Below are 12,022 nucleotides of genomic sequence, written 5' to 3'. Positions count from 1 at the left end.
ATTTACGGGCTGTTCAGTAGGTTTAACGAACATGCTTTTACCAATCAATAAAGTAAGCAATGTTCGAATGAGTTGTTCTTGATAGTTTATAAAAGTTAATAAATAGGTTATAATTTGAGGGTACAAATTGTCACTTCCATTCTTGGTTGTTGGGTGTGTGGTAACCTCAATTATCCAAAGAATTTAGGGGGTGGCAATTTTTTTGCCTATAAAGCCCTCTATGGAGATATTTTATAACCTATTTCTTATAGAAGTTTTGACAATACGCAAATGATTATAGGGGGAAAACTATGAAACATAAAAACAAATTGTTAAAAGGAGCCTTAGCGGCAGGNTTATTATTTTCTGCTTCGATTCCATTTAATGTTATGGCAGAGAAACCATCGATCACGATCGATGAGGCAGAGAAAATCTTAAATGGCCTTTCTGCTGAGCAAAGGGAAGCATTGGAGCAGCTGGATATAGGCCCAGGGTTTATCATTTCTCCAGAAGTAGATACAACTACACCCGAAATGATAGAAGTCATTGTTGAATTTAAACAGGCTCCTGCAAAGGTGGAAGTGAGGAAGGAAGCTTTGAAGGGGGAAAAGCTGGCTATAAGAACTGCAAAAGAAAAGGTTGAGAAATCACATAAAGACTTCAAAGCGCATATAAACCAGCTAAAAGCACGTAAGAGCGGAACTTTATATGACACCAGCAAAATTAAAATTAAACGTGAGTATAAAAATGCCTTTAATGGTGTTTCAATGAGCATTCCCGGCATTGCGGTAGAGGAGCTGCTCCGAACAGGAACGGTAAAAAGAATTTGGAGTAATGCCCAGATCAAGCTGGAGCTTCCAGCTGAGAAACAAGCTAAAATTACACCAAAGATGGCAGACAGCATTCCTCAAATCGGTGTGGACAAGCTGCATGATGAGGGCATTACAGGTAAAGGGATTAAGGTTGGAGTGCTGGACACTGGTATTGATTATACACATCCAGACTTATCTGACTCTTACAAAGGCTATCGTGCAGAAAATGGTAATCCTCAAGCTGTTGATCCATCTACAGTTAAAGGCTGGGATTTTATAAATAATGATGCCGATCCAATGGAAACGACCTATAGTGAATGGAAATCATCAAATAACCCTGAATATGATTTTTATGGACAATCTTATTATACTTCACATGGTACGCATGTCTCCGGAACGATTGCTGCCCAAAAAGATAACGAAGTAGATTATGCCGTTAAGGGTGTAGCCCCGGATGTTGATTTATATGCTTACCGGGTTCTCGGGCCATACGGTTCAGGAACGACAGATGGAGTCCTTGCAGGGATCGACAAGGCCGTTCAGGATGGGATGGATGTAATCAATCTTTCACTGGGCGCAGGAGTAAACGATCCGTTATATCCTACTTCAGTTGCGATTAATAACGCCATGCTTTCAGGTGTTGTTTCTGTAGTAGCTGCCGGAAATGCTGGGCCAAATGAAAAGACGCTTGGATCACCAGGCACGAGTGCATTTGGTATTACTGTAGGAGCGAGTGATACAGCAATTTCCATTCCATCCTTTAAAGCGAGTACTGCTGATAAGGTTTTTGAGTACATGAAACTGTTAGCAAAGAATTTCACAGATGATCTAAAGGCCTTAGAAGGGAAAACTTATCCTGTTGTGTTCTCTGGACTGGGAAATCCAGGGGATTTTACCGGCAAAGACCTTACCGGAAAAATTGCTCTTATTGAACGTGGAGAGCTTACATTTGAGGAAAAAGTAAAGAATGCCAGACTTGCTGGTGCGGCAGCAGTCATCATCTTTAATAATACAGAAGGCGAGATTCCAGCCTACATTGGCGAGAATACTACTTATATCCCGACATTCCAGCTTTCTAAGGAGGATGGGGAATATTTAAAAGGAAACTCAGAAGCCGCTCTAACTTTTAACCAGCTTTCTGAGGTTAAAACGGAAGGGGGCTCACTTGCAGATTTTAGCTCAAGAGGGCCTGTAGACAGCAATTATGATATAAAGCCTGATCTTGTTGCGCCTGGTGTTTCTATATTCTCGACATATCCGGAATTTATGAACCATCCGGAAGAAGGTCAGGACTATACATCTGCTTATGCACGGCTGAATGGTACATCCATGGCTACTCCTCATATTGCTGGTGTTGCAGCCCTGATGCTCCAGGATAATCCAAACCTGGATCCATTTGATGTTAAAACTGGGCTTATGAATACAGCTGATGATTTAAAAAATGAGTACTCCGTCTATGAAGTGGGTGCAGGCCGTGTAGATGCCTATCAAGCTGTCCATTCGGCCGTTTCTTTTAAAGTCCTGGATAAAACGGACCATATTGAAAATGGGGAGTACGTTCAGGTAGACGAGATTACTGGTTCGATCAGTTATGGAAACCACTACTTGGATAATACAGACATAGAGGACAGCCGCAGCATTGAAGTAGTGAATCATGGCGCTCAGGATCAATCTTACAGCCTAGAAGTGGAATATCATCCAGCCCGGGAAGGTGTTCAGGATGGGGTTAAGAATAATTTGAAAGTCAATATCCCTGAAACTTTTATGGTTGGATCCGGAAAAACGGAACAAATTCAGGCAGATATTTTAGTTCCGAAATCGGCTGAAACGGGGCGTTATGAAGGATATATTCACGTGGTGAATCAGGCAGATCCAAAGGAACGCTATCAGATTCCATTTGCTATAAGAGTAACAGATAAAGGAATTGCATATGCAGAGCCGTTTTCACCGTCAGTAACAACGGATACACCATTCCATCAATACTATGCGCCAGGGTCTCACTTTGCATTTAAGTTTAAAAGCCCAATGGAGACTTTTGATCTAATTGTAAAGGACGCAAAAACAGGAAAGGCAGTGGGACTTGTCGGCAGCTATGACGGCAGGCAGGCAATGCCGGATAAGGAATACGTCATATTTTTTGGACATAGAGGACTTGTCTATCCATTCACCGGGAATAAAAAGCAGCCTATAGCCGATTACATTCAAAAGCTGCCAGAGGGAGAATATGTGCTTGACTTGATCAGCCGGGATGCTGAAGGGCAGACTTATCATTATGAAAGTGTCGGAATAGTAGATAATACTCCGCCTGGAGTGGAGCTCGACATTGAACCGGGAGTTACAAAAATAAATGAAAGTATGCTAACAGATGAAGATGGACATCATGCTCTTTGGGTACACGGCAAAGTAACAGATTCTACAGTTGATCTTCTGCAATCCAAAGGGATGGATTTTACGCATAAGTCAAATACAGCAGGTTACTATGAAAATGGCAGTCCATTTATTAGCGGATTCCTTAGACTCGAAGATAATGGCGATACGAAATTCGGTGTGCTTCCGGAGGAATACGAAACAAAGCCTTATCAATTAAAAATTTTCCCTTGGGACATGGCGACAGCTGCCAACACGTTTACAGCTCCTCAATATGTTTTTATGAAGGAAGGGACTGAACACGCAACAAGCCGATATGACAAAGAAAGCGTAGGTTTGAATGACGAAATAACCATGACCCTTGATTTAAAAAATGTGAAGAACTTTGTCTCAGGTTCGTTTAATATCCAATCCTATCTTGATTTCTTTGAATTCAAGGAAGTTAAAGCTAATCCAGAACTTCAAGCTTTCGCTGATAAAAATGGAATAGAGATAAAAATGGATGAACCAGTTGTTACCGAGTCGGAAGTAAAGGTTGGCGCATCTCTAATAAAAGCAGGCTTTGAAGGTATCAGTGAAGATATGCCATTCCTTGATGTCACTTTCAAGGTTGTAAACGATACGAATTATACAAGATCCGCGACCCTTGGATTAAATGAATTAACATATCAAAAACATGGGCAGGCGGAAGTGACAAATATTCCGGCATACAGCCTGAACCATTTTGAATTTATTTCAACCCACTCAAGAGTAACAGGCAATATAGCACCAGAAGCATTCTTAACCTCTGGAGGCTGGATCGATAATAAATATGATTTTACTAAGCTTAAGGCTAAGGTTTATGCAAAAGCATCAGACGGGGGAATTTATCAGGGATCAATGGACAGCAGGGGATTATTTGAAGTTATCGTACCTGCAGATAAAAAAGCTTATACCGTATATGTGGAGGTTCCGGGCCATACGGCAGAATATAAAAATGTAATGGCCAGCTTTCAAAAGGCTGGAGAACATCAAGGCATTTATGTGAGAATCAATCCTGAAAATAATTTCGCAGGAGATGTTACCCAGGATCAAGTTATTGATATCCGGGACCTGAAAGAAGCAGTTGAACACTATGGTGAGAAAAATCCTGAGAATGAGCATGCAGACATTAACCAGGATGGAATTGTTGATGAAACAGATATTAGATGGATTGAGAAGAATTTCTTAAAGAAAGGTCCTTTAGCTCAAAAAGGCAACACACCTAAAGAAAAAATAGGGAAGAAAGGACTTACTGATTTCCTGCAGATGATTGGATTGGATCCAAAAGGAGAATAAGGTTCTTGGTGAAAGCGGGAGAGTGATTCTCCCGCTTTTTTCTATCATCCTATAGAAAATTACTGAAGGTTTCACTATAATGATAGAAAGTTATGCAACCGAGGTGCAGTATGATCATAGGGAAAATTATTAAATTTTACAGGGAAAAAGCAGGTCTTACACAGGGACAGCTGGGGGAAGGGATTTGTTCGGTTACGCATTTAAGTAAAATTGAAAGGGGTATTACAGAATACTCTGGTGAAATTACATATCTGCTTGCCAAGAAACTTTGCATAAATCCAGAGGATGAATTGAATCGATATCATGAACTTTCCAAAAGGCTAAATGAATGGCATGAAAGCATGATCATGCAGCGAATACAAGAATCAGAAACCATTAAACATGAACTGCAGGATGAAATTCTTATCCAAATGCCGGATTTTCAAAAGCTGTATAGTTTACTTTCGGCAAGATACCATTTATCTGTGGGTGATTTAGAATCAGCTTCAAAAATTATTGAAAATCTGCAGAAAACCTCTGTCGCCTTTTCACCGCATGATGCCAATATGTTAAAGCATATACAAGGCATCTATTATTTTCTTACTGGCCAATACCGTGACTGCATCAGCTGCTTAACTTCAATTGACCAGGATCAGTATAGCTATGAAGAGTATTACTACCATTTAGCCATTGCATACCATTCCATCCATTCAAATATAACAGCCTATTATTATGGAAAAAAGGCACTTCAATATTTTCAAAGAACATTAAATATACTCCGCATTATTGATACTGAAATGCTATTGATCGTTCAGCTCAATTCAAAAGAGCTTCATGATTTTAATGAAACAAAGGAAAAATATGAACAGTTGATTAAGCTCTGTGATGCCTGTAATTCAGGTGACAGGAAATCAAAACTCTATCACAATCTTGCTTTTGAGTATTTTCGGAGAAAGAAATATCGTGATGCAGCATCACTTTATAAGGAGGCTCTGAAATTAACCGATGAAAATGCCCCACATTATTTAACTGCGTTAGATGGATATATCCATACCTGTTATAAAGGGAATTTACAGTCCCGGGAGATTTTAATAGAAACAGCAGAAAAAGGTATGAAACAGGCAAAGGCTGCAAATGCTTACACTTGGATCTTTTTTCAGCTGCATCTTCATTTGTTAAAGGATGAGGAACAAAAATACTATCAATTTATAGCGGAAACGGTATTGCCATATTTTAAGAAGGTCGGCTATGGCATATTAATCGACCATTACGAGAAAAAACTATTCCATTATTACTCTGCAAAGGGAGAAGTGCAAAAAGCATTGGGGCTCGCAAGTTCATTTATAAAAAAACAAAAAAGCTATTATGATCATGATTAACAAGCCCGTCACCCTTTCACGGAAGTCGATAAGGTGTCAAGCTAGACCGGAAAAAAAAGCTTGTGACGGGATCATCGAAGGGTTCCCATACACAAGCCTACTTTGTTTAGATCCTTATTTTATCGCTCCATTAGGCACTAAACAGTCTGATTTTTCACGATTTGTTTCTTGGTCCTTTTCTTAAAAAGGTTTGCATTTGTCCCGATATAAACGCCTGTTAAGACTAAGGCAGCTCCTATGCCATGAGCAGGTGTGAACGTTTCGCCCAAAAAGAGGGTCGCCATAATGACAGCTGATAACGGCATGACGTTAATGAAAATGGATGCTTTGGCTGCTCCAACTTCTTTGATGCCGTTGTAGTACATAACAAACGAAACAACGGTAACAAAAATGCTCATATGGGCAATGGCAAGCCATGTAGCAAAAGGGGCTTGCTGGACATCGTTCCACGATGTCTCTGCCAATGCAAAGGGCAGCAGAAAGAGTGTGCCATAGGCAACGGCATATGTGGTGGATTCCACTGAACTGAATTTCTTCAATACAACTTTACCAACTACACTATATATCGCCCAGCTGACAACAGCCCCGAGCAGAATGAAATCAATCGGTTCAAAGCCATACTGGAAAAGAGTGAGCAGGTGGCCATCCGTTATGATAAATACAACCCCGCTTAGAGCAATTGCCATCCCAATAAGGTTGTTCCTCGTAATCTTTTCTTTTAAAAATAATCCAGATAAAAGGATAATTAGAACAGGATTGGAAGCTATAAATAAAGAACTTTTGATCACAGGTGCATGTTTGGTGGCCAGGAAAAAGCAAATATTATATAGTGCGATTCCTGTCAACCCGAGGAGAGCAAATAGCCCATGATCCTTTAAATTCGGCTTCTTCCGGTTCTTCTCCATCATCCACATGAGCGGAAAAAGCAGGATGGCCGCCCAAAAGAAACGGAAAAAAGCAACCGTAGCCGGCTCAAAGCTTTGCACAGCAAACTTCCCGGCAATAAATGCACTCCCCCAAGTCGCAGTTGCTAAAGTCAGCATTGCATAAATAAGCCATAATCTCTTTTTCATGTGTTCGCCTTCATTCTTGTTAAATTTTATAGATAGTATTATAGCATCTTTTTCGAATTCCGAAATAGTTATTAGAGAGGAATTAAATTGCTGTTAAAGATAGGAAAAAAGAACGGTCAAGGAATGTCGGTTTTTGTTGATCTTCATCGATTTAAAGCGAAAAACCGATTTTTTTCCTCTATAAGGACCATAAAACAGCAGATTGGTTAAAAACATAGCTTTTTAATTAGCTGAAAATTCATTCTTTTTTCTCTGTTTTGGGACAAGGTCTTCCTTTATCCTTTCTTTAGAGTCCCGAAAAAAAGGGCTTAATAGAAGGGGTGAATACATATGAAGAAATTGGCAGGGAAAATGGGCTTGCTGACAGCATTATTTTTATTGCTGTTTTCCTCGCTTTCCTTTGCGGCAACAGTCCCAGGAGGACCGTCAACAGAAGGAAAAACGAATATTAACAGTATGCTGAGCTATGATGAAGTTGTCAAAACATTAAATGACATCGAGCAGACAAGCAATGGAAAAGTAGAAGTCTTTACATTGGATCGGTTCGGAAAATCAGAGCAAGGCAGAAGCATTTATGTGGCCAAAGTTGGAACAGGGGAAAAGAAAATATGGATTCAGGCACAGATTCACGGAAACGAAAAGCTGGTAACAGAAGCAGCGCTCCAATTGTTAAAAACCTATGCAAGCAATAATTCAAAAGATGTACTGACGGTTCTTGAAGAGTCTACACTTTATTTTATCCCGATGTACAATCCGGATGGGGCGGAAATGAATACCCGCGGAACGAAGCTAGTTGAAACCGGACAGCTATTGGATTTAAATCGTGACTGGGCAGAAGGCGGCTTTAAAGCTAAAGAATCAAAAGTCGTTTACTCCTATTGGGCAGAATTGAAGCCTGACTTTGCCATTGATTTGCATCACCAAGGATTAAAGCAGGTGTATGGAACGAATGAAGCAACATCTTTCTCCCTCGGCGTTTCTTTGGCGCCAAACGGACCAACATTGCCTAACTATGAAAACTACAATGATGTTACAAGACAGATGCTGGCATATGTTTATGATAAAATGAGCGGATATGGCTATACTCATATTGACCGTTACCAGATTGTTGATAGCCAGAAGGAGGTTGGCTATGATATTGATATCAAAGGCGGAGTCGTATCAGCCATGATGATGGGATTGAACTATAATGGACTGAATCCTGGGAATCATAGCCATCCGGCAGTGTTTTTTGAAACAAAAGGAAACTCCAGCGATGGCAGCCTTGGCCAAAAATCGAATGGATACTTAACAAAACAAAACTATTTGGCATTAAAATCCCTTGTTTATGGTTATGTAACAGACGAAGTATCAAAAGTAGATCCAGACCATTGGAATGATATTCCGGCATACCCATTAGCAGGTTACTGGACGGATTATAATGGCATCGTTCCTGTAGGATCATCAGGGTTTTAAACTAAATGAGCTTCAAAAAGAATGGAAGCTGGTATTTATGCCAGCTTCTTTTATCTATTGATCCTTCTTTTCCTCATTCTCCCCAATCATATTCCTCACATCTTCAGCCATTTGATCAAAAGTCTGATTTACCCGATTCATAATCGCATCCTGTGGAGTGTCACTGATTTGATCATCGTTTTTCACTGTCAGCTCTCTTTCCATTCATTTCACCTCCGTTAAAAATATAGTGCGTATCAGGTGATAAAATATTCTTTAAATGTTATGAAAGATAATGAACAATCGACTATGCTTTTGTATGATTGTAAAAAGGATATTTCTGAAACTCTGGGAAATATCGACGGTTATAAAGGGTATTACATATTAATGAAGAAAAAATTTCTCAATTTTTGCTAAATGTTGTTTACACTAAGAATGATTATCAATTAAGATATAAGTCTAATAAATGGTGATTTCTTTACATACAGAAAACTTTAATCAGGAAAGGAGGGAACATAATGTGGCTATTCCCATGGAAGAAAAAGCGTAAAAAAATGGTGGATGCAGCAAGTTATATCTCTATAAAGGAAACGACTGAAGAAGCGGAAATTGAAAAAATGGTCGCAAAGCTTGAAGAAATCTTTTACAGCAGTTCAAGGGAAATCGTTATATTATGCATTGGTTCAGACCGCTCGACAGGCGATTCGCTTGGGCCATTGGTTGGGAAGATTTTAAAAGAAAAGAATAGCCCCTACCCTGTTTATGGAACACTGAAAGAACCTGTGCATGCACTAAATATCAAGAAGGTTTTAAAGAAAATTCATCAAAACCATCAAGATCCATTTATATTTGGCATCGATGCCTGTCTCGGGGACGAAAGGCAAATCGGCTATATTTTAATTAGAGAGGGATCATTTATTCCTGGTAATGCGGTCAATAGGATATTGCCAAGTGTGGGTGATTATCATTTGAAGGCGATTGTTAATTCGCTTGACCCGTTATCACCTGTACATTCTTTAAACAGCACAAGGTTATATACGGTTTTAAAGCTGGCTGAAATTATAGCGGAGATCCTTTCCCGCGTTGCAGCCAATGACGTGACTTCCAAAAGGAAAAAAGAAAAAACAAAAGTTCCTTAACTATCTTAAAATATTCATTGGTTAAATCAGCCAAAAAATTGCTGTTACCCTAATGGGTAAGTTATAATCAGTATAAAGTATACCAAGCAGAAAGAGGGAAATCGATGGGGAACAACTGGACGGAGGATAATCTGATCTCGATTCGCGAGAGGGTTTATCTTCATATTAAGGATTTGATTTTGGATGGTGAATTTAAAGCGGGTGACCGGCTGGTGGAACGTGAACTTGCTGAAAGATTAAATATCAGCAGGACGCCAATTCGGGAAGCACTGTTCCGTCTGGAATCACAAGGGTTTGTTAAAACAGTCCCAAGAAAGGGTGTAATTGTTTCCGATATTTCTGAGAAGGAAATTATTGAAGTATTTACCATTCTATCCTCTCTTGAGGTACTGGCTGCGAAATTGGCTGTGCAAAAGCTGGATGATGAAACGAAAAGCAAATTCAACGCAAGCATTAAAAAGGTTGAAGAATATCTGAATAACCCTGATGAAGATGCTTCTGATTTGCATAGAGACCTCAACCATCTGCTATACAGCTCTGCGAAAAATGCAAAGCTTTATGAAATGCTGAGCGGTTTATCCGATTATATCCAGGCATTTGCGAAGATTGGCCATAAAAACCCGGGAAGGGCAAAGCAGTCAATGGAAGAACATATGAAAATTATGGAATCCATTGTTAATAAAGAAATGGAAATGGCAGAATATTTGACAAAGATACATATTGAAAACTCAAAAAAGGCTTATATAGAAGCCGTGCACCAGGGTGAAAAAAAAGATTAAGAAAGAGCATCAGCCCTTTCTTAATCTTTTTTTTATACCCCTATTACTAAGGGGGAAGTTAAGTTTTTCAAAACCTTTGCCACACTCATGGCAACAATCGGACTTGATTTAGGATTTTGTTCATACGGGACATTCGAAACCGATATCTCGACCTCGCCAAAATAGCCTTTCGCCTTAATCGTATGTGTATTCGATTGGATTGTCGGGTCAGCAAATACTTGGACCTTTGTATCTTCAAATCCAATTCCTGCCAGACTTAAAGCCGCCGACACATTCACACTTTGCGGAAACAGCTTCGATGATTCACGTGCATTGCCTTCATAAATGCAAAATGGTTCAATTAATGATTTTAAATCTACTTTTTCCTCCGCAATGGTACCACTCCAGCTTCTAGGATGCTTTCTGGTAATTAGGGTAATTTCATCTATCTCTCCTAGCGCACCGGCAGCAATTCGATCCAGTCCAGCGATTGCAGCAGATGGGACGAAAATTTGCTTGTTATGTTGGCTGGCTGTAGTTTGCAGCATTTGATAAAAGCCAGTGTCTCCAAATGCTCCAACGGAAAGGACCACTAGATGGCTGCCGCTGGCCAGCGCTTTTTCTCCATACATTTGTAAAGCCTGATGACCTGCTGCCTCAATGATAATATCTAATTCTCCTTTAAAAAACTCTTCCTCATCTGTGGTTACAGCAAAGGTTTGTTTGGCTGAATCCAATACACTTTCTTTTCTCCTGACAAGAACTGAATTTAACTCAACATTTCCTGCCTGTTTCGCTTCTATTAATTCTGCAATGCTCTTTCCAAGAGTACCATAACCGATCATTCCAGCTTTCAGCATATCTGACTCTCCTTATTTGATGAATTGTATTAGATTTTATGAAGGTTATTTCTATTAATCTGCTAAATGAAAGCTTTGCAAATATTGTATACGATATACAATTTGTTCTTAATTTTACCCTAAACCGTTTTTAGTGGCAAGTCATTTTCAAGAAAATAATAAAACATCTAAATTTTCAAAATAGTTTGCACAATGATAATTTTTAATGTTATTATAGTATACAAGTTAAAAATAGTGTTAAGGGAGGCGGTCAATATGTAATGTTTTGTTTGGGCTCTTGAGATCTAGATGAGGGGTTTAATGGAAGGGACAGAATAATGAATGATAGTTTATACTTACTATTTAACAGCTTGAATATTTAATGATTTTTGGAAAGATTTTTGTTTTTTACTAATATGGTATACAATCCACCAAATACAGTGTCCTATTTGGAAGAAGTTTCTTATCCTCCTTGCCAACTCGAAAAACAAGAACAAGGTATTACATAGTCAGCTGCCGATTCGAGCATAACTTTATCTCTTTCTAAACGCCATTTGCAATTAATTTGCCGTACTTAAATAGAGAGTTACATTTCATACTTTGGTAGTGTCAAAAGATTTATGAAAACTACCTAAAGGGTTAGTTTCTCTCCTATTTACTGGATGGAGATGCGCCGCAATCGCTCTTGACAAACACGCCAATGGTTTGAGGATTGTTTAACAAGGGCGAAGGGAACAAAAGAAGGCATACCAAATAAGCCCTTGGTTGTTTCCATTTTAAACCATTGGCAAGTTCGGTTTGTCAAGAGTTCGCTCCGCCGATTGCTGAATTAGCTTAAGGGCTCAGCTAAACAAAAAGTTAGGCTTGTCTTTGTTCTACTATCCATTGTTGTGCTAATCCAATGAGCTTTGTCCAACGTGCTGGCATTGTTGGAAGCCCCTTGAGT

General features: G+C 39.3%; 8 protein-coding genes. 5 read left to right on the top strand and 3 right to left on the bottom strand.

Annotation, left to right across the window (positions count from 1 at the left end; translation table 11 throughout):
• The first annotated feature begins 290 nt into the window (after positions 1-290).
• Positions 291-4,475: a S8 family serine peptidase gene (locus tag L634_RS0126425; RefSeq protein WP_026585006.1), complete on the top strand. Its 4,185-nt coding sequence runs from the start codon at positions 291-293 to the stop codon at positions 4,473-4,475.
• A gap of 110 nt (positions 4,476-4,585) precedes the next feature.
• Positions 4,586-5,833 (top strand): helix-turn-helix domain-containing protein, encoded by a 1,248-nt coding sequence (locus tag L634_RS0126420; protein ID WP_026585005.1) that lies wholly within the window; start codon positions 4,586-4,588, stop codon positions 5,831-5,833.
• 137 nt (positions 5,834-5,970) lie between these two features.
• Here the strand turns inward: L634_RS0126420 and L634_RS0126415 are convergent, their stop codons facing one another.
• Entirely contained in the window at positions 5,971-6,906 is a 936-nt protein-coding gene (locus L634_RS0126415) for a DMT family transporter (protein ID WP_026585004.1), read from the bottom strand.
• Positions 6,907-7,236: 330 nt separating this feature from the next.
• On the opposite strand from L634_RS0126415, the gene L634_RS0126410 reads away from it, so the two are divergent.
• Positions 7,237-8,361, top strand: coding sequence for a M14 family zinc carboxypeptidase (locus L634_RS0126410; RefSeq protein ID WP_026585003.1), 1,125 nt, complete (start codon positions 7,237-7,239; stop codon positions 8,359-8,361).
• 54 nt (positions 8,362-8,415) lie between these two features.
• Here the strand turns inward: L634_RS0126410 and L634_RS33640 are convergent, their stop codons facing one another.
• Positions 8,416-8,565: a hypothetical protein gene (locus tag L634_RS33640; RefSeq protein ID WP_157452464.1), complete on the bottom strand. Its 150-nt coding sequence runs from the start codon at positions 8,563-8,565 to the stop codon at positions 8,416-8,418.
• A 293-nt stretch (positions 8,566-8,858) separates the two neighbouring features.
• On the opposite strand from L634_RS33640, the gene yyaC reads away from it, so the two are divergent.
• Both yyaC and L634_RS0126395 read left to right on the top strand, forming a co-directional pair.
• Complete coding sequence (gene yyaC, locus L634_RS0126400) at positions 8,859-9,479, top strand: spore protease YyaC (protein WP_026585002.1); 621 nt, start codon at positions 8,859-8,861, stop codon at positions 9,477-9,479.
• A 104-nt stretch (positions 9,480-9,583) separates the two neighbouring features.
• Positions 9,584-10,258: a GntR family transcriptional regulator gene (locus L634_RS0126395; RefSeq protein WP_026585001.1), complete on the top strand. Its 675-nt coding sequence runs from the start codon at positions 9,584-9,586 to the stop codon at positions 10,256-10,258.
• A 32-nt stretch (positions 10,259-10,290) separates the two neighbouring features.
• Here the strand turns inward: L634_RS0126395 and L634_RS0126390 are convergent, their stop codons facing one another.
• The gene (locus L634_RS0126390) at positions 10,291-11,097 is read right to left on the bottom strand and encodes an aspartate dehydrogenase (protein ID WP_026585000.1); all 807 of its coding nucleotides are present in this window, start codon (positions 11,095-11,097) and stop codon (positions 10,291-10,293) included.
• Between the last annotated feature and the right edge of the window lie 925 nt (positions 11,098-12,022).

Source organism: Bacillus sp. J33 (genome assembly GCF_000518885.1).
Lineage (GTDB): Bacteria > Bacillota > Bacilli > Bacillales > Cytobacillaceae > Cytobacillus.
Note: the sequence above shows the minus strand (reverse complement) of the source record. Positions and strands in the feature narration are given on the sequence as shown.

Coding starts and splice junctions, on each gene's coding strand:
- L634_RS0126420 (WP_026585005.1), top strand. CDS start 4,586: ATGATCATAGGGAAAATTATTAAATTTTACAGGGAAAAAGCAGGTCTT.
- L634_RS0126415 (WP_026585004.1), bottom strand. CDS start 6,906: ATGAAAAAGAGATTATGGCTTATTTATGCAATGCTGACTTTAGCAACT.
- L634_RS0126410 (WP_026585003.1), top strand. CDS start 7,237: ATGAAGAAATTGGCAGGGAAAATGGGCTTGCTGACAGCATTATTTTTA.
- L634_RS33640 (WP_157452464.1), bottom strand. CDS start 8,565: ATGGAAAGAGAGCTGACAGTGAAAAACGATGATCAAATCAGTGACACT.
- yyaC (WP_026585002.1), top strand. CDS start 8,859: ATGTGGCTATTCCCATGGAAGAAAAAGCGTAAAAAAATGGTGGATGCA.
- L634_RS0126395 (WP_026585001.1), top strand. CDS start 9,584: ATGGGGAACAACTGGACGGAGGATAATCTGATCTCGATTCGCGAGAGG.
- L634_RS0126390 (WP_026585000.1), bottom strand. CDS start 11,097: ATGCTGAAAGCTGGAATGATCGGTTATGGTACTCTTGGAAAGAGCATT.